Consider the following 23,443-nt stretch of genomic DNA (forward strand, 5'->3'; position numbering starts at 1 on the left):
GCTTCAATAGCCACTCTCGCCTTAAATGATGAATCAAATTTTCTACGCATCTTTTTCATTATTTTATCCTTGTTTAAGTTACTAAGTTTTAACTAAACAAGTGGTCTGAATTTGTAGAGGTATTATATTAAGCATTATGATATTGTGGAATCTTTTTAATTATATCCGAGAGATCCATTCTATGCTATTCCTTAGTAGTCGGACTTTTTGATCCTGTTCCATTTTCTTTAATAATCTTGATATGACCTCCCGTGAAGTGTTAAGATCATTAGCAATCTCCTGATGGGTAATTAAGATCTGACTGGTCTTAGAATTCCTAAACCGATTTTTCAGATAAAATTCCAGCCTTTCGTCCATGCCCTTAAATACTACATTGTCAAATACCACCAGCAGCTCTTCAAAGCGGGCCCGGTAGTTGGCAATAACAAAGTAGTACCAGGTTTTATATTTTTGCATCAGCTCGTCCATCAATTGGATCGGGATCAGAATCGCAACCGTATCTTCCACGGCTTTGGCCATAATTTCACTGGCCTCCTGTTTGGTATTACAGATCATCGACAAGGCGCATGCGTTTCCGGGTTCCAGATCATAAACGAAAGCTTCCTGCCCATCATCACCCTGGCGGTAAAGCTTCACTCTCCCGCTTCCAATCAGCAAGGTGTGTTTAATATACTGTCCGGCCCGCATGATTACTTCTCCGGCTGGAATCTTTTTCAGGCTGCATTCCCGGATCAGGTGCTGTTTCAATTCAGGTTCGAAATCCGAGAAAACGGTATCGAGATAGTAGGAAATATTTTCACTCATAACTAGCTAAATGATTAAGCGAGGCATAAAGCCATAAAAAAAATAAGAACTAAAAGGTTCCGAAATGCTTGGAAGTAAAAGCTTGGGGATATATTAAATATTATTTCCCATATGTGACCTTTATCACTTTACCCGCGCTTGACACTTCTGATTTTTGCAGCATAAACAATGCAAAAAAATGGAAATCATCGCCTACATAGCGTCTGTATTTATTGGTATCTCATTGGGTATAATCGGCGGGGGCGGCTCCATCCTGACTGTGCCGGTCCTGGTCTATCTATTCGGCATTAGTCCTTTGGTATCGACCTCCTACTCGCTGTTCATTGTCGGATCGACCAGTCTTGTTGGGGCGTACAGCAATTATTTGAAAGGTGCAGTCAAAGTTAAGACAGCACTGCTCTTTGGAAGCACATCGATCACAACGGTTTTCTTGACGCGTAAGTATTTAATTCCGTTGGTGCCCCATGATCTTTTCAGCATGGGTGATTTCCAGGTCACTGAACCTTTACTAACGATGGTGCTTTTTGCTATCCTAATGGTAGCAGCATCGGTGGGCATGATCAAGAGCAAGGAGCGAAAACCAGGGTGTTTGGAATGTGACTTAAAAGGCAATATCGCCCGGATGCTTTTAAGCGGCATCGGCATTGGACTTACCACGGGTTTTCTGGGGGCAGGGGGCGGGTTTTTGCTGATACCGACCTTGGTGTTAATCCTGGGCATGCTAATGAAGGAAGCTGTGGGCACTTCGCTTCTGATTATTGCGCTGAATTCGCTGATTGGTTTTGCGGGGGATCTGGGACATTACGTGATTGACTGGGCTTTTCTATTGAAAATCACGGGTATTGCCATGGCAGGTATTTTAATCGGGGGCATCTTAGCCAAAAAGGTTAATGCTACTTCTTTGAAAAAGGGGTTTGGCTGGTTTGTGCTAATGATGGGAATTTACATGATATCCTCCGAGCTAATGCAGCTTAGATAAGTTAGAGGTCACTAGCAAAAAAGGTGAAAATAATTTTCATTTTCCTTGCAATGTGACTCTTGTCACTGACCAGCCAGTTAAACATCCTGAAATTTGTATCGTTAATTCAGGGAAATAGGATTGATAAATTAAAAGACTACAAATATGAAAATTCAACAAATTTATACCGGCTGCCTCTCACAGGGAGCCTATTATATCGAAAGCAATGGGGAAGCTGTGGTGATCGACCCGCTCCGTGAAGTTGAGCCCTACATCAGCCGTGCAGAACAAAATGGGGCAAAAATAAAATATGTTCTCGAAACGCATTTTCATGCAGACTTTGTATCGGGCCATATTGACCTGGCTGAAAAAACAGGTGCGCAAATCGTTTTTGGTCCGACCGCTAAGCCCGGCTTTGATGCGCTTGTAGCCGTGGACGGCCAGGTGCTGAAAGTGGGCAATGTTTCGCTTACAGTTCTGCATACGCCGGGACACACCATGGAAAGCACCTGCTATCTTTTAAGTGATCAGCACGGAAAGCAGGTTGGCATTTTTACAGGGGATACCCTGTTCATTGGCGATGTTGGCCGTCCTGACCTGGCACAGAAAGTATCTGCTGAACTCACACAAGAAAAGCTGGCAGAACATCTGTTCGATTCCCTGCGTGATAAGATTATGCCACTTGCTGATCAGATTATTGTTTATCCGGCACACGGCGCAGGAAGTGCGTGCGGTAAAAACATGAGCAAGGAAACGACCGATACATTGGGTAACCAAAAAATCTCGAACTATGCACTCAGGCCAGATATGACCAAGGCAGAATTTGTTAAAGAAGTCACCAGTGGGCTGATGCCGCCGCCGGCTTACTTCCCCGAAAATGTTTTGATGAACGTCAATGGCTATGAAAGCATTGACAGGGTCCTTGAAAGAGGAGCCCGGGCGTTGGATGCAGCAGCTTTTGAGGCGGCGGCAAACCAGACCGGCGCGGTAATGCTTGATACCCGGGATGCAGATATCTTTGCAAAAGGATTCGTACCTAACTCGATCAACATCGGGATAAATGGCGGCTTTGCTCCCTGGGTTGGAGCACTTATTCCCGACATCAAACAAAGCATATTGATAATCGCTGAGCAGGGCAGGGAAGAAGAAGTGGTGACCCGTCTTGCGCGTGTCGGTTATGATTATACGATCGGCTATTTGGAAGGCGGGATCGATGCCTGGGTTAAAGCCGGTAAAGAAACCAGCCAGATCCAGACTGTAACCGTTGACCAAATGAGTGAACGCTTGAAAACAGACCCTTCAATTGGGGTGCTTGATGTACGCAAAGCAAGTGAGTTTCTCTCTGAACATATGCTGGATGCAAAAAATCTCCCGCTGGACTATATCAACGATCATCTGGCTGGCATCGATAAAAACAAAACCTACTTCGTACACTGTGCAGGGGGTTACCGGTCTATGATTTTTAACTCCGTACTCAAAGCACGGGGATATGACAATCTGATCGATGTTCAAGGCGGTTTTAAGGCAATAAAGGATTCCGGTAAGCTTGAAGTAAGTAATTATGTTTGTCCTAGTACGCTATTATAAAAATACCATGGGAATCCTATCATTGTTTTTTGGAAATAATAAAGCAGACTTTAAAGGTCTTGTCAGGCACGGTGCACTGGTTGTTGACGTGCGCAGCCCGGAGGAATTTGCATCGGGCCATATTGATAAGAGCATCAATATTCCACTGGATAAGATCAACGCCAAAGCAGCATTCTTGAAAGCATGTGGAAAGCCTGTGATTACCTGTTGCCGTAGCGGCACGCGCAGTGGGATGGCCGAAGGGATATTAAAAGTGGCCGGAATCCAGGTTTACAACGGTGGGGCCTGGGATAAGCTCAGGCAAAAAATTCAATAATAAATTCTTGAAATTACGATGTTGGAAATGATAAAACAGCCCTGGCCATGGTATGTGGCAGGGCCCCTGATCGGGCTAACCGTGCCCGCACTTTTAATCCTGGGCAATAAGTCTTTCGGGATTTCATCCTCGCTCCGACATGTCTGCGCCATGTGCGTCCCAGCGAAAATCCCGTTTTTTCAATACGACTGGAAAAAGGAGCTGTGGAATATGTTTTTTGTGCTGGGCATCTTTTTGGGAGGGATGGTAGCGGTGACATTTCTGGCCAACACTGCACCGGTAAAGCTGAACCCATCCTTGATAAAAGAGCTCAGCGTTTATGGTGTAACTGATTTTTCATCGCTCATTCCGGTTGACCTGGTCAGTTGGAATAAGCTTTTCACAATCCCGGGATTTATTATGCTGGTTGGTGGTGGATTTCTGGTAGGGTTTGGTGCGCGCTATGCCGGTGGGTGCACCAGTGGTCATGCAATAATGGGACTGGCTACCCTGCAATGGCCCTCACTGGTCGCAACGATCTGTTTTATGATCGGTGGATTCATCATGGCAAACTGGATACTGCCTTTTATTTTGATGCTCTGACATTAAACATAGTACACCTTTTTAATAAGTGAGGGTTTTCTTTTTCAGATTTTACTAAAATAAACGACTATAACGTATGACAAACTTACCATTAGCGCCCAGAGCAGAAAGCGAGTATAAAAACCAGGCGACGGATTCGATGTCCATTAATCAAGGTCAAAAACGGCACAAATGGTATTACAACCTGAAATATCTTTGGGTCGGATTACTTTTCGGTGTGCTGTTTGTAAAAGCAGAAGTGATCAGTTGGTTTAGGATTCAGGAGATGTTCAGGCTGCAAGCCTTTCATATGTACGGCATTATCGGAAGCGCCGTGCTTGTTGGAATGATTTCAGTCTGGCTTATCAAACGTTACGGCATCAAAACCATTTCAGGAGAAGCTATCACCTTCACCAATAAGAAATTCAACAAAGGACAGATTTACGGAGGTTTATTGTTTGGGCTGGGCTGGGGTTTGACCGGCGCTTGTCCGGGCCCCTTGTTTGCACAGATTGGTATGGGTGCTACTATTGTGTTTGTCACCTTGATCAGCGCCATTGCCGGAACCTGGGTATATGGCAAGTTTAGGGATCAATTACCTCATTAGCAATGCTATTTTGTTGCTCACTTAATGGCCTAACTAATATTTGCCAGGATTTTAAGTAAGCATTGTTTACGTTCGTGAGTACAGATAAGCCTTCTCGTGAGGGTCAAATTCAAATCACTTTGTATTGGTATATTCAGCAGCTGTTACCGGTTGTAGCCACTTAACCCTTCCGTTGGCATGATTAGGCGTCACAGCCATTTGAACAAAGCCAGATTCTGGGGAAGCACCATGCCAATGTGGCATATCTGGCGGACATTTCACCGCGTCACCTTTTCGAAGTATCTGGATTGGCTTACCTTTTTCCTGATAATAGCCAACACCGTCGATGGCGATGATGCCCTGGCCACCTCCATGTGAATGCCAGTACGTCCTGGCACCTGGCTCAAATGTTACGCTGGCCACAGGGATATTGAAAGCACTATCTGCTGGTATTAATGGGTGAACCCATGCTCTTCCAGTAAAGTTGCTGGCTGGGGCCGGCTGTCCTTTTGGAAAAATCGACGTACTGATTTTTGATTCGGCGTCTTTTATCTGGGCGTTAACAAAAATGTGCGTCAGCGTCAGCAGGAATGCTAACAGCATACGAATCAGTCCTTTGGATCGCTTCATTTCTTAATGGTAGTTAATTTAGGTTATTTAAAATCCTGTATTCGTTTGGTGTTTGCCCAATCCGCTGTTTGAACAAGCGGCTAAAATGCTGGGGATATTTAAATCCCAACTCAAAGGCGATCTCGTTAACGGTTTTGTCGCTACTAAATATCCTTTCTTTTGCTGCTTCAATCACCTTCATTTGTATGTATTCCTGGGCAGTCTGGCCCGTTTCTTTCTTGATCAGGTCACCAAAGTATTTTGCTGACAAGTTGAGCTCTTCGGCACAATACGAGACAGACGGCAAGCCAATGGTCTGGGGTTTGTCTGAGCTGAAATAGCTGCTCAAAAGGGTCTCAAATTTTGCCAGGATCCCTCTGTGTATGGTATCGCGGGTAATAAATTGCCTGTCGTAAAAGCGCGTGCAATAGTCCAGAAACAATTCAAGGTTGGAGGCAATCAGTTTTCTGCTATGCTTATCAATAGCGTGTTCAAGCTCATACTTAATTTTGCCAAAACAATCCATCACAATCTGTCTTTCACGCTGTGATAAATGCAGCGCTTCATTGACCTGATAACCAAAAAAGGAAAATTCATGCATTTTCCCGTTTAGTGAAGTGCCCAACAGCAGATCGGGATGAAATACGAGTGCGTGGCCTTTTGGCTGGTACAGCTCCCCATCATTTTCTACAGTGAAAACCTGTCCGGGAGACATGAAGACCAGCGTGCCTTCCTGATAATCATAGTATTCTTTTCCGTAACGAAGATCACCGCAAACGACATCTTTCAAGAAAATTCCGTAGCAGCCCATGTATTGGCTGGTCTTCTTTCTGGGACTTGCTGTTGACAAATCGATTACAGTTACAAGCGGGTGCAGGGTTTCCTGCTGGTTAAATGCATTGTATTGATTTACATTGTCGAATCGAACGATATCTTCCATAGTCTGAGATTATTAGGTAGCCCGAAGTTACTGCTTTCATTACCTCTTGAAAAATTTAGGATGGTGAATCAGGAATATTGGTAGACAAAACGGGAATCTATATACCATACATCCCTTTGGAAGAGTGGAACTTTGCATTACCAAACAAAAACCATTATGGAAACAGTGAAATTGAATAACGGCGTGGAAATGCCAATTCTGGGGTTCGGGGTTTTTCAGGTACCCGACCTGGCAGAATGTGAGAGAAGTGTATTGGATGCAATTGATACAGGTTACCGCCTGATTGATACGGCAGCGGCCTACCAGAACGAAGAAGCCGTAGGGAATGCAATAAAGAAAAGTGGCATTGCGCGGGAAGAGCTTTTCGTTACCACCAAACTTTGGATACAATCCAATGGATACCAGGATACCAAGAAGGCATTTGAAGTGTCGCTGAAAAAGTTACAGCTGGACTACCTGGACTTGTATTTGATCCACCAGCCATTCGGCGATGTGTATGGAGCGTGGCGGGCAATGCAGGAACTATATAAGGAGGGTAAAATCAGGGCAATTGGTGTAAGTAACTTCCATCCTGACAGGCTCATTGACTTGATCATACATAACGAGATTGTCCCGGCAGTCAACCAGATTGAAACGCACCCTTTCCACCAGCAAGTTGGAACGCAACAATTCCTGCAAGAAAACAATGTTCAGATCCAGTCCTGGGGGCCATTCGCCGAAGGCAAAAACGGCTTGTTTGAAAATGAGCTTCTAGCCTCAATCGGTAAAAAATATAACAAGACCATCGCGCAGGTAGTCGTCCGTTGGCTCACCCAGCGCGGTGTCATTGCAATTCCCAAATCGGTCCGCAAAGAACGGATGGCAGAGAACCTGAACATTTTTGATTTCCAGCTAAGCGCGCAAGATATGGACGCGATCAAATCTCTTGATACCAATGCCAGCAGCTTTTTCGATCACCGCGATCCGAAAATGGTGAAATGGCTGGGTGAGAGAAAGCTCGACGACAAATAGTCTATATCAAGGTCGAGAAATTAACATTTAATCTCTAAATCAACTTATTACTCATGCAATTGCATTCTCAATCATTTTTCAAATCTATTTTGGCAGCTACGTTTCTGGGGCTATGCTCCGTGCTGGCAGGTACTCAATCGTCACTCGCACAAGGCGCAGCCGGCCAGGAGCAGCAAATCATTGACCTTTCAAAAAAGAAGTGGCAATGGATGGCTGATAAGAACGTGGACGAGCTGGCCAAGCTCTTTGATGACAAAGCAAAATTTGTCCATATGAGCGGCACCTGGAAAAAAGACGAAGAGCTCGAAATCATCAAGACCGGAAGCATCTGGTACAAAAAAGCAGACGTCAAAGATGTTGCTGTTGAGATTGTGGGTAACACGGCAATCATTTGGAGCAGGATTATGCTTTCAGCAATGGTAAGGGGCAATGAAGCCAATACAGAGTTCACGGTTACAGAGGTCTATACAAAACAGAGCAGTGACTGGAAACTACTGGCGCTTACATTTAGCAGTGTGCGCGATACGCATGTCATCAAACATTAAAACCGGAGATACAATGAAACTAAACATAAATAGAACAATCACCAGAATCCTTACCTGCCTGATGCTTGGAGCAGGTGTGATACTTGGTTCTAAGGCAGCCTTCGCGCAAGCTGAAAATAGCGCCGAGCAGAAGATCATTGCACTTTCTAAAACGAAATGGCAATGGATGGCAGACAAGAATGCAGACTCGCTTGCTGCGCTCTTTGATGAAAAGGCTGTCTTTGTTCACATGGGCGGATCATGGGGCAAACAGCAGGAAGTCAATATCATCAAGTCCGGGGGCATTCACTACAAAAAGGCAGATATCCATAAAGTATCTGTAAACATCATTGGATCAACGGCGATCCTTTTAAACAGGATCACATTGTTGGCGGTAGTTGGCGGCCGTGAAGTTACCAATGAGTTTGAAGTGACGGAAGTGTATGTGCAGCAAAAAGAAGGTTGGAAACTGGGATCACTCTCATTTACCAAGGTGGGTGGATAATAAACAGATCAGAAAACATGAAACTAACCGTTCCATTAGCACACCTGCTGCTGGCTTTTTTGTTTTTGGTTTCGGCTTGCTCTTCTACTCAAACGGAGCGGATCGATGCTGAAACGGGCCCTGAGAAAGCAGCTGGCAAGATCCTGATCGTCTACTTGTCACGCACGAAGAATACCAAGGCAGTTGCGGAAATGATCCAAAAGACCGTAGGTGGAAAACTGGTAGCGATTGAGCTGGAAAAGCCGTATCCTGAGAATTATCAGGCAACTGTCGCGCAGGTAGCCAGTGAAAACCAGTCAGGATATCTGCCACCTTTGAAAACTAAAATTGACAGCATCGACCAGTACGATATGGTCTTTGTTGGCTTCCCTACCTGGGGCATGCAGCTGCCACCGCCGATGAAAAGCTTTTTAAAGCAAAATGATTTGAGCGGTAAGACCATCATACCTTTTAATACGAATGGTGGCTACGGCATTGGCAGCACTTTTGAAACTGTCAGGCAGCTATGCCCGGGCAGTAAAATATTGGAAGGGTATTCGACCCGTGGCGGCCTTGAAAGGGACGGACAGCTGCTGATGATCAAGGATGAAAAAGCGCGGCAGACCCAGGACGAGATCAAGCAATGGCTCGGAAAGCTAAAAATGATTTAATGCGGGCAATTAGATTCAAGCAGCGCAGATTAAATGCAATAGATATGAGAAATAAAGCAATGCTGAGCCTTGTATGTGTGATATGCTCCATAGTAAGCTCGCAAGGCCAGGCACAGAAAACTAAAAGTCAGAAACCTTTAATCATCCAGGAGCAGGGTGCTTTTTCGGCTGGTGGCAGCGTAACCAAAAGTGAAGGCACATTCGACGCGCTCAAACCCTGGAATGTAGCCCAGGGCGGACAAACCCGCCACGGGGATCATGCTGACGTGCTTTACCAGATCCCGCCAAAAGCCAAGCGACTTTCTATGGTTTTTCTGCATGGCTACGGGCAATCGCGCCGCAGCTGGCAAACCACGGCTGATGGAAGGGAAGGCTTTGCCAATATCTTTCTAAGAAGAGGCTATGGAGTTTATCTGGTAGACCAACCCGGGCGTGGCCATGCAGGGCAAACGTCAAAGCCGGGGCAGATCACGGCCACACCGGATGACCAGACCTGGTTCACCCAGTTCCGGATCGGCTTGTACCCTGATTTTAATGAGGGTGTACAGTTTCCCAAAGACAGCGTATCACTCAATAATTTCTTCCGGATGATGACGCCCAACACAGGCAGTGTCGATGAAACAACGATTGTAAATGCCATGTCGGCAGTAATGGATAAATCTGGCGACGGGATCCTGTTTACCCATTCGGCCGGTGGTTCGCCGGGATGGAAGACGGCTATTAAAAACCAGCATGTTAAAGCCGTTGTGGCCTATGAGCCGGGCGGTTTTACCTTTCCCGAAGGCCAGGAGCCCAAAGGCAACCGTGGCGGTAAAGGAGTCCCCCTTGATGAGTTCAAGAAACTGACCAGGATACCCATCGTGGTTTATTTTGGTGATTTCATCCCGAAAGACGAAACGAAAGCAGCTTCACTTAATTTTTGGAGAAATGTATTGGCAACCGCGCGCCAGTGGGCAAAGGTGGTAAACAGCCACGGGGGTGATGCAACTATTGTCCATTTGCCCGAGATAGGTATTAAAGGCAATACCCATTTTCTGATGTCGGATTTAAACAGTGAGCAAGTTGCAGGTGTGTTGGAGAAATGGTTAAAAGAAAAAGGCCTGGACAAGTAATCATCAGACTATGGATTTAAGCATAATCAAATTGAGAACCATCAGGTTAAAATCACCTTTCTTTATAACGGTGTTAGCGGTGATTTTGATAGCTGTTAACAGTATGAAGGCACAAAATGTAGCCAGCTCCCAAAAAGGGTTAGACCCCAAAGCAAAGAGTATCATTATTATTTCTTCCCTGACAGCACAAGGTGAGATCCCGGAGCTAAAAAAACAGCTTGGCGGGGGCCTTGATCAAGGTTTGAGTGTCAATGAGATTAAGGAAGTCCTGGTGCATACCTATGCCTATTGCGGCTTTCCACGGAGCATCCGCGGCTTGCAAACATTCATGCAGGTCATTGAAGAAAGGAAAGCGAAGGGCATCCATGACAAAATGGGAAGAGAAGCATCGCCGGTTCCAGTTGACAGTAACAAATATGAGCGCGGCAAAAAAATATTAGGAGAGCTGACGGGAGCGCCACAGCCCGAGCAGCCTTCGGGCTACGGCGCATTTGCGCCGGTCATAGACACATTTTTAAAGGAACATTTGTTTGCAGACATCTTTGAAAGAGATGTGCTGAGCTACGGCCATAGGGAACTGGTGACCATTTCTGTAATCAGCGCCATTGGCCAGGCAGAGCCAATGCTGAAAAGCCATTTGAGCATTTCACTTCGTACAGGTTGGTCGCCTGCCCAGTTAAAAGAGTTTGTCACTGTCATTGCCCCAACAATTGGCAAGCAGAAAACCACAGCGGCAAATGCAGTTTTAAACGAAGTATTAAGCAGTAATAAATAGAATGAAAAATATAGCAATCGCAACAATGAGCCTGTTAGTATCGATGTCAGAAGTGCAGGTAGCAGACGCTCAGGCTACAATAGCTAAAAACCCGTTTACGCTGGTTTATGATGGTGCTATTTCAAAAAATATGGCAGGAAAAGTCAACATCCACCCCGTAACCTATCAGTTGAATGGGATTGATATTGCCGCCAACGTATATACCCCATCGAATTACGACCCTGCAAAAAAATATCCAGCATTAGTAATTGCCCATCCCAATGGCGGTATTAAAGAACAGACAGCTGGGCTGTATGCGCAGCGGCTGGCAGGGGCAGGATACATTACCATTGCTGCGGATGCAGCCTACCAGGGAGCTAGTGGCGGAGAACCCCGTCACACCGATAAGCCTGCCTTTCGGACCGAAGACATTCGTGGGATGGCCGACTTCATCACCCGCTACAAGGGAGTGGATGTGAACCGTGTTGGCGCTTTGGGGATTTGTGACGGTGGTGGGTATACGTTAAAAGCTGCCCAATCTGACAAAAGGCTAAAAGCAGTTGCAACCCTGAGCATGTTTAACTCGGGCGAAGTCCGGCGCAACGGCTTTCAGAATTCAGGCCTGGCAACCATTCCACAGCGTTTAAAACAGGCTTCCGATGCCCGCGCGCAGCAGGCCGCAGATAGCAAAATTATTTACGCCGGAGTGGCAAGCATCACTGATGAAGAAATTGCCAAGGTTTCCACAGATCTATATCGCGAAGGGTACATTTACTATTATAGAACGCATGCACATCCCAACTCCACTTTTCTGTACCCTATGAGCAACTTACTGGATTTGATGACCTAGGACGCTACCGAGAACATGGATTTAATTGATCAGCCCTTACTCATGATGGCTGGAAGCAAAGCGGACACAAAATACATGACCGATGAAGCATTCCCCAAAGCTACTAATTCAAAAAGCAAGGAGCTGTTTGTTATCGATGGGGCAACACACATCCAGACCTATTGGAAGCCAGAGTATGTAGATCAGGCTGTTGACAAGCTCGCTGAGTTCTATACAAAGTTTCTGTAAGTCAAATATTTGGATTGTAGTTGTTACCAGCTGTAACTGCTTTTTTTTCTAAAAATATAAGCCTAATCTCACCATCAATTAAACCTTTTCACCATGGCCAAAATCACATTGAATATCAACAAAAAGGATTACCCTTTGGACGCTGATCCACAAATGCCGCTCTTGTGGGCGATCCGCGATCTGGCTGGTCTAAAAGGGACTAAATATGGTTGTGGGGTCGCGCAGTGCGGGGCTTGTGTGGTGCATTTAGATGGCGAAGCGGTGCGCTCCTGCGTGACCAAGGTGAGCCGTGCGGCTGGGAAAAAGGTAGTAACGATCGAGGGGTTGTCTGAAACAAATTCACACCCTGTCCAGAAAGCCTGGCAGGAAATTGATGTGCCGCAATGCGGTTATTGCCATTCAGGGCAGATTATGTCGGCTGCGGTGCTGCTGCGCGAAAAGCCTAATCCGACCAACCAGGATATTGATGATGCGATGGCGGGTAATATTTGCCGCTGTGGCACCTACCTGCGGATTCGCGAGGCGATCCACACGGCTGCCGAGTTGCAGAAAAAAGCAGGTACGAAGGGTTAACAACATCCATTTTCAAACTCACCTTATGAAGCAAAAATCAGAAAATGGAATGAAACTATTTGTTCCAAAAAAGGCCGCTACCGTGCTGTCAATATTCATTTTTATCGTCGCCGTCGGGGCATCTGCATTCCGAAATGATGCGCCGGTAAAACAGATTACATTCAGCACCATTAACCGTGATAGCGTAGAATCCGTACAAGCTTTTGAGATTGTTTATAAAACGCTGATGAGCCCGCGCTGTATGAACTGCCATCCGGCTGGGGATGTGCCGCTGCAAGGGGATGACAGCCATTTGCATGCGATGGGACCCAAACGTGGCTTGGATGGAAAGGGCGTCTATGCCATGAAATGTTCGAATTGCCATCAGGAAACCAACATAGCTGGCCTTCATATGCCGCCCGGCAACCCTGAGTGGCATTTGCCGCCTGCTGCCATGAAAATGGTTTTTCAAGGAAAAAGTGCGCATGAGCTGGCTAAACAGCTGGTTGACAAAAAGCAAAATGGGAACAAGGATATCAAAAAGCTGATCGAGCATGCCGATGATGGGCTTGTGTTGGCAGGCTGGGATCCAGGAGAAGGAAGGACATTGCCACCGGTAACACATGCCGAATTTAAAAAAGCCTGGATTACCTGGCTTCAAAGCGGCGCTTACGCCCCCAAGAAGTAAGACTTTCAATTCAGGATCATCAACGACAAAGTAAGAACACAATGGAAAAAAGACAATTAGGAAAAAGCGGGCTTGAAGTGTCAGCACTTGGCCTGGGTTGCATGGGATTGAGCTTCGGCTACGGCCCGGCGATAGATAAAAATGATGGCATTGCACTAATTAGGGCTGCATTCGAGCGCGGTGTAACTTTCTTTGACACTGCCGAAGCTTACGGGCCATTTACCAATGAAGAGCTGCTGGGCGAAGCACTTGAAACTTTTCGGGATCAAGTAGTGATTGCGACAAAATTTGGTTTTGAAGGCGGCGACTCGAAAGGCGGGCTCAACAGCAAGCCTGAAAATATACGTGCATTTGTTGAAGCGTCACTCAAACGCCTTAGAACAGATCGCATTGATCTGCTGTATCAACACCGGGTCGATCCACATGTGCCAATTGAAGATGTAGCCGGAGCGGTTAAAGAGCTGATCCAGGCTGGAAAAGTCAAACACTTCGGCCTTTCAGAAGCAGGTGTGCAGACCATTCGCCGGGCACATGCCGTGCAGCCTGTTGCAGCGCTTCAAAGTGAATATTCACTCTGGTTTCGGGATCCTGAGCATGAGATCCTACCGGCCTTGGAAGAGCTCGGGATCGGCTTTGTACCATTCAGCCCGCTTGGCAAAGGGTTTTTGACCGGCAAGATCGACGAGAACACAACCTTTGACAAAAGCGATTTCAGAAATATCGTACCCCGATTCACCACAGAAGCACGTAAAGCAAACCAGGCGATGGTGGATTTGCTTAATCGTATTGCAGAGCAAAAAGGTGGAACAGGAATGCCTGCCACCGCCGCACAAATTGCATTGGCCTGGTTGCTCGCGCAAAAGCCCTGGATTGTGCCTATTCCGGGGACAACAAAGCTGCATAGATTGGAAGAGAACTTGGGCGGGGCAGCTGTTCAACTTAGCGAGCAGGACCGGGCTGAAATCGAAAGTGCAGCTTCGGAAATTAAAATTGAAGGGGCGCGTTATCCCGAAGCGTTGCAGAACCGGGTTGGAAAATAGGTTGCAGCTCGCCTGTCTGTCATAGATGTTGAATTTGCCGTTTCTATCTCCTATCAAACATAGCAATATGAACTATATCCTGTCAATATGCCTGGCGATGCTTGTTTTCATTTCATGCAAGCAGAAATCTGACAATACGCCTGAGCCTTCTGTTCCCACCGGTCCGGATACAGAGCAAGCGGCAGATTCATCTGCGGTTGAGACTAATCCGCCCAATGCTACGTATTCACCTGCTTTCAATGGACAAACACGTATTAAGGGTGTTCGCACCCAAACTGCCTATACGGCCCGGATCATAACGGATCAGCTGGATAGGCCCTGGGGGATTACAGGCTTGCCTGACGGGCGGATGCTAATTACCCAGAAGACCGGTCAAATGCGGATCGTATCAGCGTCCGGCCAGATTGGAGCTTTGATCAGCGGCCTGCCTGCTGTGAATGCTGCCGGTCAAGGCGGTTTGCTTGGTCTTTGTTTGGACAGGCAATTTGCAACAACAAGAACCGTGTTCTGGGTGTTTTCAGAGCCGGTAACAGGGGGCAACGTGACAGCCGTCGGTCGCGGTAGATTGTCTGCTGATGAAACCAGAATGGAGAATGCAACCGTCATTTACCGGGCTACACCAGCTTATTCGGGAAGCAATCATTATGGTGGACGTATCCTGGTTGACCCCACAGGGCATTTAATGGTAAGCACAGGAGAACGGGCAGATTTAGTAACAAGGCCACAGTCGCAATCGATGAGCTCAGGACTTGGCAAAATTGTCAGGATCACGACTGATGGGCATCCCGCCGCAGATAACCCGTTTTCAGGTCAAGCAACAGCACGCCCTGAAATATTTTCTCTTGGTCACCGTAATCCGCAAGGGTTGGCACTGCACCCGGTAACGAGCGAAGTTTGGCAAAGTGAGCACGGGCCACGGGGCGGTGATGAGCTCAACCATATAGAAGCCGGTAAAAATTACGGTTGGCCTACCATTACTTATGGTCTTGAATACAGTGGTCAGCGTGTCGGGGCAGGCATTCAACAGCAAAACGGATTGGAGCAACCAGCTTACTATTGGGACCCGGTCATTTCTCCAAGTGGGATGAGTTTTTTTGCAGGAAACTCGGTACCTGAATGGGAAAATAATCTGTTTATCGGATCGCTTAGTGGAATGCATATCGCCCGATTAGTGATTGAAAACAACCGGATCATCGGTGAAGAAAGATTATTGGCTGACCAAGGTCAGCGTTTCCGTGATATCACCCAGGCAATGGACGGTGCTTTATTTGCTATTACTGATGAAGGCCGTCTTTACAGGATTGGCCCAAATTGATATAAATACATGCACCTGGCCAGTTATAGATTGAAGCAAAAAATGATCCTTAGTTAACCATTTAAAGATATCCGAACATGGACAAAGATAAAACAGCCTTGAACAGACGCTCTTTCCTAAAAGCTTCAATCCTGTCTGGTGGCGGAATGATGCTTACCGTCAGCTGGTTATCCAGCTTCAAATCTGCTGACAAGACCCAGGCGCTGGGCTTGCCTGAGCAGTGGGCGACCCTGAATGGTTACATCCATATCCTGCCTGATAATAAGGTAAAACTGATTTGTCCTAACCCTGAATTTGGGCAAAATGTAATGACTTCCCTGCCGATGATGCTGGCCGAGGAATTGGATGTAGATTGGAAAAACGTGAGCGTCGAAATGGGGCCACACGATCCGGCCAAACTGGGGGCGCAGTTTACAGGTGGAAGCAATTCTGTGCGCATGTACTGGAAACCATTGCGTGAGGCTGGCGCTGCAGCCAGGCAAATGCTGCGTGAAGCTGCTGCCCAAACCTGGAATGTGCCAGCCAGCGAAGTGACAACCAAGGCAGGTGTCTTGTCGCATTCGAGCGGGAAATCTGCTAAATATGGAGATATGGCCAGTAAAGCAGCCAGCGTGCCTGTGCCAAAAGATTTGAAACTGAAAGCGCCAAAGGATTTTACCATTGTTAGCAAGTCTAAAAAGAACGTAGAAATAAAGAAGATCACTTCCGGCAAGCCTCTTTTCGGGCTGGATTATAGTGTTGACGGAATGCTGATTGCCATGATCCAGCATCCGCCCGCTTTTGGAATGAAGCTAAAATCCTTCGATGCTGCCGAAACATTGAAAATGCCAGGCATTAAAGATGTTTTCACCCTGAAATTATATGCGGACGATTTTGAACAAGGCGGTTTTGATACGCGTACGTTCAATGATCTGTTGGTTATAGTCGGAAGTAGCACCTGGGAAGTGATCAGTGCGCGTAAAAAGCTGGTTGCCAACTGGGAAGCAGCTGGTGATGTGAAAGACACAATGGGTGGAAGGGGCGGAAAGCGGGAAGTTACCGTTCCGGGAGCACTCGAAAGTACAACCACACAAATGCAGCAAATGCAGGAATATGCTGCCAAACCAGCCCAGGAATTGAGACGAGATGGTGATCCGGAAGCTGCTTTTAAAAATGCTGCCCAGGTAATAGAGCGGACATACAATGGTCCCTTTTTAGCCCATAATTGTATGGAACCGATGAATTTCTTTGCCCATGTCACAGATGAAAAGGCGCTGGTAGCGGGTCCCTTGCAAGCCCCGGGTTGGTCTGAGCCTACACTTGCAAAGCTATTGAACCTACCTGCCGACAAGATTGAGATACAAATGACGCGCATGGGCGGTGGCTTTGGCCGCAGGGCTTATGGCCATTATCTCTACGAAGCTGCGTTGATTTCCAAGAAAGTGAAAGCACCGGTGAAGCTGATGTACACAAGGGAGGACGACATGACCTACGGTATTTACCGCCCGATGTACACCGCCACTTACCGCGCGGCTTTGGACGCTAATAAAAACCTGATCGCGTTTCACGTAAAAGGAGGTGGCATTCCAGAGCATCCAATCCATGCAAACCGTTTTCCGGCCGGGGCCGTAGATAATTACCTTGCAGAAGGCTGGCAGATTGCCTCTAATATTACCATAGGTGCTTTCCGTGCGCCGCGTTCCAATTTCAACGCAGCTGCCGAGCAATCGTTTTTGGATGAAGTAGCAGAAGCAGCTGGAAAAGACCCGATCGCATTCAGGCTGGAACTTTTGAAAAGAGCAAAGGAAAAGCCTGTTGGTAAAAACAACGAATATGATGCAGAGCGTTACGCCGGCGTGCTCAAATTGGTGCGCGACAAATCAAACTGGGGCGAGGCTGGCAATGAAAAATACAACCGTGGGGTGGCCGCTTATTTTTGTCACAATTCGTATGCGGCACACGTCGTGGATATGATCACGCGAGATGGCCAGCCTTATGTCGAGCGCGTTTTCAGTGCAATGGATTGCGGGATTGTAATTAATCCGGATGCTGCTACCAACATGGTGCAAGGAGCGGTCGTGGATGGGATCGGTAATGCATTTTATGGCCAGTTGACCCATAAAGACGGTGCCGCCCAGCAGAGCAACTTTCACAATTATCGGATAATCCGGATTAACGAAGTGCCCAAAAGCATTCAAGTCCATTTTGTGCAAAACGAAATGGATCCGACCGGATTGGGTGAACCTCCATTTCCACCGGTTTTTGGGGCCGTGGCCAACGCGCTGTATAAGCTGAAAGGCAAGCGTTATTATAACCAGCCGTTCAAGGACGAAACGGAAAAAGTTATTTAAAGCATCAAATAAGAACCTGATCAAAACGATCAGGTCTTTTTTTGATATCGTCAATTATATAAGGGTTTATAACACTTTCTGTTGAAATTGTTCGGTAATGAAATGAACTGCTCTTAATCGGCCATAATGGTTAAAAAAAGTGCCTGTTAATTAATAAAAGACACTTTTTTGTTCAATAAACTCAGACAAGGGCACCTAAGTGTACACCCAAGCCAGAGGGTTATCAATGAAAGTCAAAGTTGTAAAAAGGGTGTCATACTATCCCAAACTGCATCGAAATTGACCAGGAAAACAGGATGTGGTGCATTAGGGATAATTCCCAGCTGGGCATGAGGGATCAGACGATAAGCATCAATGACTGTTTGAAGTGGCGCGTTTTGGTCCAATTCGCCAGATAGTACCAGGACAGGGCATTGGATTTGTTTAAAAATTTCATCTTTAACCTCCGTAGAATTATACGTTTTGCTAATAGAGGTAAACCATTCATCAACTCTTTCTGGCTCCGGAGTTAATTTCATTTGCTGTTTCCAATACAGACTGTCCAAACGAAAAGCCATTTCTTTGGTGACAGTAAAGTTTCGCCATCCCTTTTTCCAGGTGCCAGCGCCCATTGCGATCAGCTTTTTTACTTTCGCAGGAAATGCCGCAGCAAGATAGTAACCCGTATAAGCGCCGTCGCTAAAGCCAAGCACGGTCGCACTGTCGCTGGTCTCTGCCTGAATGATAGCATTCACGTCTTTAGCCTTTTGCTCGTAGCTAGGATCTAACTTTCCTATTTCTGATTTCCCGTGCCCTCTGGTCGATACTGCTATAACCTTATAGTTCTTGGAAAGGCCATCGATGAACCGCCCCATTTCAAGAGTTGACCCGAATATGCCTCCATGTAAAATGACAATTGGTTTGCCTTTACCATATACTTCATAATAGATCCTGGCATCACCACCTTTTAGATAATGACCAGCCTTTGGATTGTTTCCATAGGGTATGGCAGTTTCGGGCGATGGGTTTTGCTGCATGAAATGCCTAAGGTGTTTCAGATCCTGTCCAATGGCATTTATACCTGCTAGTAATAACAGACAGCATAAAAATTTAATTTTAACTTGTAATTGGTTCATTTGCAGTATGTATTAATCTTGCTTTAAAATTTTTAGATCGGTAAAAAAGCCTTCCGTGCCCACTTCGGTCCATAGAGCCACCCCGCCGGATGCATTGGGTTCTAATTTGAGGTCATTGACAACCAGCGAGGGCTGCGAATTTCCATCTATGAAGAACTTGGCATTAGCACCTTTCACTTCGATCCGCAGGGTGATCCATTTATTGAGCTCCATATCCGCATAGGATTCATACTTTTCTGGTGCCTGTTTGCGGAGCACGTCAAACTTGTAATCCGGATATGAATAATATTGGATGGAATGGTTTCTACGAACCTGATCCTGGGCCCGGCCATTGGTTGGACGGATGTAAATACTCTCATATTTTGAGTTTTGCTCATCGATACGAAAGGCAATACCAATAAAACCACGGGCATATTCAGGGGCGTCTTTCAGTAACCTACTTAGTACTTTTACCTCAATAATGCCGCTATGAAAGTCAACCCCTTTCAGTTTGACAAATGTGGGTTCATCCACCTTCTTAACCAAAGTATCCTTCAACACCCGAAGTGCTTGTTTGCCAGCAATTGTCTGTATAGACATTGATGCCTGAACCGGTTCTAGCCTTTCCAGGTCAAGCTTAACACTTTGTGCATGCGCATAACTGATTAGCAGCATGAAAGTCATTAATACTGAGATAGGGGATTTCATAGTTCTGGTTGGTTAGACTTGTTCACATGGACAGTTCAATGCCCTGGGTTTAATGTGCCACAAAGATTCCCGTTTGCCAGCAGATGTACCCATAACATATTTTAAGAAATACTCTTAAACTACTTCAAGGTTGGAGAGGGTGGAGTAGGGTGCCCAAGTCAAATTATTGGCAGTGATTTTGAATATGATCAGAAAACTTTATGTAACTAAAATCATAAAAAAGTGTTATTTCAATAATCTTAAATCACATTTTTGACTCTAAATTTGAAATTTTGGCAACATCTCAACTTATAGAATATTTCAAACAGTATTTTCCGCTTGCAGAAAAAGAGAGGGCTGAAATAAACAGATTATTTGTTGAAAAGCAGGTGAAACGCCGCCATTTCATACTGCAACAGGGCGATGTTTGCCAATACTATACCTTCGTTATTTCGGGATGCTTTAAAATGTACCATGTAGACCAGAAGGGCGTGGAGCACAACCTGCAATTTGTTGCCGAGCGCGACTGGATTGCTGATCTGAGTAGCTTTTATTCAGAAAAGCCGAGCCTAATGTATATTGAGGCTATTGAGCCATCTGTCATCCTTCAAATTAAGAAGCCAGATCTTCTTTACCTCTTTATCAACCATCATAAATTCGACCGTAATTTCCGCATCATTACTGAGCAGAAATATATTGAGTTACAAAACAGGGTTTTAGAAAATATCAGCTCTTCCGGTGAGCAGCGTTACCAGTCATTTCTGGCCCGGTATCCTCATTTGCTTAACCGTCTTCCCAATTCGCAGATTGCTTCTTACCTGGGCATTACCCCTGAATTTTTAAGTAAAATCCGAAAGTCAATCGTTTCCAGGGACAAATCTTAACATAGTTTAAGGGTTTTTCTTGCAGTTGTTTATGAGTGTGTTTCAATGCTTGGTCACAACTTTGCATAGCATTCAATCATATGCTCGCTCACCTTCAATGCAGTGAATGATTGCTTGAAGAAGATAAGATAACAACATAAACATTGACTAAGACAATGGAGAAAGACAAACTGGCAATTGAGAAATTATTAAATAACTACTCAAAAGCACTCATTGATGGTAATGCGGCTGCGATTGCAAGCTTTTATTGCAATGATGCCGAATTCATGCCCGATGGTTTTTCAACGATTCGCGGCGCGCAGCAAATTCACAGTAGTGCCCAGCGTTTCTTTCAAACCCAAACCTTGAAGGCTGAGTTTTTGCTCAAAAATCTGTCCGTGGAACGCGATTTTGCATTTGCTGAAAGCATCGCAACAGTGACAACTGAAAACAACCAAGGTCAATCCATCACCGTAAAAACGAGGGATCTCTTTGTGGTGCGAAGAGAGGCGGAAGACTGGAAGATTTTCCGGTATATTTTTAACAAGATCTGAATTAGGCATCCACACGCCTAAACTTCAAATGACCAGTATGAAAGCAGCGGTAATTTACACGGCAGGAGGACCAGAGCAGCTAATAGTTGAAGATAGAGCCATGCCCCAGGCTGACCCAGATCAGGTACTTGTGAAAGTAAAAGCTTTCGGCCTAAACCGTTCTGAGCTGATGACCCGCAAAGGCTATTCCCCCGGAGTGGTTTTCCCCAGGATATTAGGCATTGAATGTGTGGGTGAAATTGTCATTGACCCCAGCGGTAAATGGCATCCCGGGCAGCAAGTGGCTGCTTGCATGGGTGGCATGGGCCGGGATTATGATGGTAGCTACGCTGAATATGCTGTCCTGCCCAATTCCATCATCTATCCATTTACCAGTAAGCTTTCCTGGGACCTGCTCGGGGCAATCCCTGAAATGTTCCAGACCGTTTATGGCTCTTTGCACCTAGCGCTGCGCATACAAAAGAGTGAAAGCATCCTGGTTCGTGGTGGTACATCGTCCATCGGACTACTGGCCATTCAGTTGGCCCGTCATGCAGGCCTGAGTGTCATTGCAACCAGTCGCAATGAAGAAAAAAAGCAGTTTTTGCTCGAAAAAGGCGCAGAAGCCGTGCTGATTGATGATGGCAACCTAAAAGCACAGGTTGATAAGCTTTATCCGGAGGGAATCGACAAAATATTGGAGCTGATAGGTGCCAATACATTGAAGGATTCACTTTCGTGCACCAAACCAGGAGGGAGCGTATGTATGACCGGCATGCTTTCTGAAATTTGGAGCATTAAAGATTTCGCGCCAATGGACTACGTTCCTGCTGCTGTAAACCTGACTGTGTTTGATACCGGGCAGATGAAGGTGGAAGTAGATGCCTTTCAGGAGTTTATATCGATGGTGGAAAACGGCGAGATAGAATTAAGCATCGGCGGCGTCTTCAAGCTCGACGATATTGCCAGAGCGCACAAGCTGATGGATAGCAACAAGGCTAGCGGAAAAATTGTCGTGATTAACTAATCCTAGACTTTAATTGCATAAGCCCAACACGATCCTTTTTGGTAGAAATTGCAGCAACGCATTTCCTGCTAACAGGTAGATATCGTTTTTCAACGGCCTTGCCAATTAGCAGGTTCTTTGCCTTTCCAGTTACTCTTCAATGTCAGGATCAATGATTCCTGCCTGAAATTCTTCATTTAGTTTTTTGTATAAAGGGGTCGGTTCGACAGTTACAATTACCTCCAAGGTTGGGCCGACGATCAATTGCAACAAATGTCCACCTTTTACGGAGCCATCCCGAAGGGACGTAGTCATGTGCGTATGGGCAACAGGTTTATTTTTATACCAGGCAATGTCGCCAGTAAACGAAGTCACCTCGGACGAATCGACGCCAATCACAAGAAACTCTTTACGTTTATAATCAAACCAGCCCAACTCTATGTGTAGCGCATCCCCAATAGCCTGGTAATGGGCGCTTTTCACCTTATACTTTTGAGCGAATTCTGTCATTCCCGAAACAGCTTCGTCTCCTTTGGCAAAAATGATTGCATAAGTTTTAACTTCACCTGTTGTGCTAAGCAATTTTACCTTCATTCCAGGAGCTTTGCCTGGTTCTCCATAAGCTGTTGCGGACCGGTATTGCTGGGCCTGGACTCCCAGACGTAAACTTGCCATTAGTATTATAGCAAGGCAATACTTTCTGTATTTTGATTTTACGATCATATTCGTGAGAGATTAATGATTGAATTCATTTACTTATTCTGTAATCGGCAACGGTATGATATAATATATTTCCATCTTCTATGAAAAAAGTATCTGTACCTATTGGGAAAGTAAAGGTTGCTGATTCGCTGATCCAGGCTACATAGGCCACCGGGCCACTCACTGTCAGCTGTTTCATTTCAAAAGCGGATCCTGAAGGAATTACTGCAAAGTATTCTTCAAAGAAGCTCCGGATTTCTTCCAATCCTTTCAATGGCCCGTTTGGCGTTAATAATTCCGATTGCTGGGTATAATCTTTCAATATTTCTTCCAGGTCGTTGTTTCCGAAAGCAGTGAGGTGGTGCATCAGCACATCATGAGTGTTCATTTTCAACTATTTATGCGATTTGGTTACGCAAAATTGCCAGAATTGTTTCGGTTAGGCTCATAACATAGTTTAATTAAAAGCCTTAAACTATGTTAAGGATGCACTTATAGATATTGTCGATATCTATAATACCTCTACAAATTCAGACCACTTGTTTAGTTAAAACTTAGTAACTTAAACAAGGATAAAATAATGAAAAAGATGCGTAGAAAATTTGATTCATCATTTAAGGCGAGAGTGGCTATTGAAG

At 45.7% G+C, this 23,443-nt stretch carries 28 protein-coding genes; 21 read left to right on the forward strand and 7 right to left on the reverse strand.

All coding sequences use genetic code 11. From position 1 onward, the window contains the following. Nucleotides 1–159: 159 nt before the first annotated feature. Complete coding sequence (locus FEM33_RS15715; RefSeq protein WP_138279449.1) at nt 160–804, reverse strand: Crp/Fnr family transcriptional regulator; 645 nt, start codon at nt 802–804, stop codon at nt 160–162. 178 nt (nt 805–982) lie between these two features. Here FEM33_RS15715 and FEM33_RS15720 point away from each other — a divergent pair, with 178 nt between their 5' ends. The 5 genes from FEM33_RS15720 to FEM33_RS15740 all read left to right on the forward strand — a co-directional run bounded on the left by FEM33_RS15720 (nt 983) and on the right by FEM33_RS15740 (nt 4,833). Further along, nucleotides 983–1,783 (forward strand): sulfite exporter TauE/SafE family protein, encoded by an 801-nt coding sequence (locus FEM33_RS15720; RefSeq protein WP_138279448.1) that lies wholly within the window; start codon nt 983–985, stop codon nt 1,781–1,783. A 144-nt stretch (nt 1,784–1,927) separates the two neighbouring features. Beyond that, complete coding sequence (locus FEM33_RS15725) at nt 1,928–3,349, forward strand: MBL fold metallo-hydrolase (protein WP_139012977.1); 1,422 nt, start codon at nt 1,928–1,930, stop codon at nt 3,347–3,349. A 7-nt stretch (nt 3,350–3,356) separates the two neighbouring features. Next, nucleotides 3,357–3,665 carry a rhodanese-like domain-containing protein gene (locus FEM33_RS15730; protein ID WP_138279446.1) on the forward strand — a complete coding sequence of 103 codons (309 nt, stop codon included), beginning with the start codon at nt 3,357–3,359 and terminating at the stop codon, nt 3,663–3,665. An 18-nt stretch (nt 3,666–3,683) separates the two neighbouring features. Continuing rightward, nucleotides 3,684–4,247, forward strand: a complete 564-nt coding sequence (locus FEM33_RS15735) for a YeeE/YedE family protein (protein ID WP_138279445.1) — start codon at nt 3,684–3,686, stop codon at nt 4,245–4,247. 139 nt (nt 4,248–4,386) lie between these two features. Next, entirely contained in the window at nt 4,387–4,833 is a 447-nt protein-coding gene (locus FEM33_RS15740; RefSeq protein WP_229209040.1) for a DUF6691 family protein, read from the forward strand. A 114-nt stretch (nt 4,834–4,947) separates the two neighbouring features. On the opposite strand, the gene FEM33_RS15745 is transcribed toward FEM33_RS15740, so the two are convergent. Both FEM33_RS15745 and FEM33_RS15750 read right to left on the reverse strand, forming a co-directional pair. Further along, nucleotides 4,948–5,442, reverse strand: a complete 495-nt coding sequence (locus tag FEM33_RS15745; protein WP_229209038.1) for a cupin domain-containing protein — start codon at nt 5,440–5,442, stop codon at nt 4,948–4,950. A gap of 13 nt (nt 5,443–5,455) precedes the next feature. Continuing rightward, nucleotides 5,456–6,361 carry a helix-turn-helix domain-containing protein gene (locus tag FEM33_RS15750; RefSeq protein WP_139012978.1) on the reverse strand — a complete coding sequence of 302 codons (906 nt, stop codon included), beginning with the start codon at nt 6,359–6,361 and terminating at the stop codon, nt 5,456–5,458. A 156-nt stretch (nt 6,362–6,517) separates the two neighbouring features. Between FEM33_RS15750 and FEM33_RS15755 the strand changes: the two genes are divergently transcribed. The 13 genes from FEM33_RS15755 (at nt 6,518) to FEM33_RS15810 (ending at nt 17,920) form a co-directional block, all read left to right on the forward strand. After that, entirely contained in the window at nt 6,518–7,372 is an 855-nt protein-coding gene (locus FEM33_RS15755) for an aldo/keto reductase (RefSeq protein WP_138279442.1), read from the forward strand. 89 nt (nt 7,373–7,461) lie between these two features. Then, nucleotides 7,462–7,917 carry a nuclear transport factor 2 family protein gene (locus tag FEM33_RS15760; protein ID WP_229209037.1) on the forward strand — a complete coding sequence of 152 codons (456 nt, stop codon included), beginning with the start codon at nt 7,462–7,464 and terminating at the stop codon, nt 7,915–7,917. Nucleotides 7,918–7,930: 13 nt separating this feature from the next. Further along, nucleotides 7,931–8,401, forward strand: coding sequence for a nuclear transport factor 2 family protein (locus FEM33_RS15765; protein WP_138279440.1), 471 nt, complete (start codon nt 7,931–7,933; stop codon nt 8,399–8,401). A gap of 17 nt (nt 8,402–8,418) precedes the next feature. Continuing rightward, entirely contained in the window at nt 8,419–9,051 is a 633-nt protein-coding gene (locus tag FEM33_RS15770) for a flavodoxin family protein (protein ID WP_138279439.1), read from the forward strand. Then, a complete protein-coding gene (locus tag FEM33_RS15775) occupies nt 9,051–10,163 on the forward strand; it encodes an alpha/beta hydrolase (RefSeq protein ID WP_229214266.1) in 1,113 nt (370 codons plus the stop codon). The genes FEM33_RS15770 and FEM33_RS15775 overlap by 1 nt, the downstream gene beginning before the upstream one ends. A 103-nt stretch (nt 10,164–10,266) precedes the next feature. Continuing rightward, nucleotides 10,267–10,938: a carboxymuconolactone decarboxylase family protein gene (locus FEM33_RS15780; RefSeq protein WP_229209036.1), complete on the forward strand. Its 672-nt coding sequence runs from the start codon at nt 10,267–10,269 to the stop codon at nt 10,936–10,938. A gap of 1 nt (nt 10,939) precedes the next feature. After that, nucleotides 10,940–11,767, forward strand: coding sequence for an alpha/beta hydrolase (locus tag FEM33_RS15785; RefSeq protein ID WP_229209035.1), 828 nt, complete (start codon nt 10,940–10,942; stop codon nt 11,765–11,767). Nucleotides 11,768–11,782: 15 nt separating this feature from the next. Continuing rightward, the gene (locus FEM33_RS26745) at nt 11,783–11,995 is read left to right on the forward strand and encodes an alpha/beta hydrolase (RefSeq protein ID WP_229209034.1); all 213 of its coding nucleotides are present in this window, start codon (nt 11,783–11,785) and stop codon (nt 11,993–11,995) included. Between the two features lie 93 nt (nt 11,996–12,088). Next, a complete protein-coding gene (locus tag FEM33_RS15790; protein ID WP_138279436.1) occupies nt 12,089–12,568 on the forward strand; it encodes a (2Fe-2S)-binding protein in 480 nt (159 codons plus the stop codon). A 25-nt stretch (nt 12,569–12,593) separates the two neighbouring features. Then, nucleotides 12,594–13,235, forward strand: coding sequence for a hypothetical protein (locus tag FEM33_RS15795; RefSeq protein WP_138279435.1), 642 nt, complete (start codon nt 12,594–12,596; stop codon nt 13,233–13,235). 41 nt (nt 13,236–13,276) lie between these two features. Next, nucleotides 13,277–14,275: an aldo/keto reductase gene (locus tag FEM33_RS15800; RefSeq protein ID WP_138279434.1), complete on the forward strand. Its 999-nt coding sequence runs from the start codon at nt 13,277–13,279 to the stop codon at nt 14,273–14,275. A 67-nt stretch (nt 14,276–14,342) separates the two neighbouring features. Then, nucleotides 14,343–15,590, forward strand: coding sequence for a PQQ-dependent sugar dehydrogenase (locus tag FEM33_RS15805; protein WP_229209033.1), 1,248 nt, complete (start codon nt 14,343–14,345; stop codon nt 15,588–15,590). Nucleotides 15,591–15,667: 77 nt separating this feature from the next. After that, complete coding sequence (locus FEM33_RS15810; protein WP_139012979.1) at nt 15,668–17,920, forward strand: xanthine dehydrogenase family protein molybdopterin-binding subunit; 2,253 nt, start codon at nt 15,668–15,670, stop codon at nt 17,918–17,920. Nucleotides 17,921–18,153: 233 nt separating this feature from the next. On the opposite strand, the gene FEM33_RS15815 is transcribed toward FEM33_RS15810, so the two are convergent. Together FEM33_RS15815 and FEM33_RS15820 are read right to left on the reverse strand one after the other, a co-directional pair. After that, nucleotides 18,154–19,035 carry an alpha/beta fold hydrolase gene (locus tag FEM33_RS15815; protein ID WP_139012980.1) on the reverse strand — a complete coding sequence of 294 codons (882 nt, stop codon included), beginning with the start codon at nt 19,033–19,035 and terminating at the stop codon, nt 18,154–18,156. 12 nt (nt 19,036–19,047) lie between these two features. After that, nucleotides 19,048–19,722, reverse strand: coding sequence for a hypothetical protein (locus FEM33_RS15820; protein ID WP_138279430.1), 675 nt, complete (start codon nt 19,720–19,722; stop codon nt 19,048–19,050). Nucleotides 19,723–20,090: 368 nt separating this feature from the next. On the opposite strand from FEM33_RS15820, the gene FEM33_RS15825 reads away from it, so the two are divergent. The 3 genes from FEM33_RS15825 (at nt 20,091) to FEM33_RS15835 (ending at nt 22,124) form a co-directional block, all read left to right on the forward strand. Next, a complete protein-coding gene (locus FEM33_RS15825; protein WP_229214267.1) occupies nt 20,091–20,585 on the forward strand; it encodes a Crp/Fnr family transcriptional regulator in 495 nt (164 codons plus the stop codon). 155 nt (nt 20,586–20,740) lie between these two features. Then, nucleotides 20,741–21,118: a YybH family protein gene (locus tag FEM33_RS15830; RefSeq protein WP_139012981.1), complete on the forward strand. Its 378-nt coding sequence runs from the start codon at nt 20,741–20,743 to the stop codon at nt 21,116–21,118. A gap of 37 nt (nt 21,119–21,155) precedes the next feature. Beyond that, a complete protein-coding gene (locus tag FEM33_RS15835; protein WP_139012982.1) occupies nt 21,156–22,124 on the forward strand; it encodes a zinc-binding alcohol dehydrogenase family protein in 969 nt (322 codons plus the stop codon). A 129-nt stretch (nt 22,125–22,253) separates the two neighbouring features. Here FEM33_RS15835 and FEM33_RS15840 read toward each other — a convergent pair whose 3' ends face one another. Further along, nucleotides 22,254–22,778, reverse strand: coding sequence for a PPC domain-containing DNA-binding protein (locus FEM33_RS15840; RefSeq protein ID WP_161597153.1), 525 nt, complete (start codon nt 22,776–22,778; stop codon nt 22,254–22,256). Nucleotides 22,779–22,851: 73 nt separating this feature from the next. Further along, nucleotides 22,852–23,193, reverse strand: coding sequence for a nuclear transport factor 2 family protein (locus FEM33_RS15845; protein ID WP_139012984.1), 342 nt, complete (start codon nt 23,191–23,193; stop codon nt 22,852–22,854). Nucleotides 23,194–23,443 lie beyond the last annotated feature (250 nt).

The organism is Dyadobacter flavalbus (genome assembly GCF_006149045.1).
In the GTDB taxonomy this organism is placed as follows: Bacteria; Bacteroidota; Bacteroidia; order Cytophagales; family Spirosomataceae; genus Dyadobacter; species Dyadobacter flavalbus.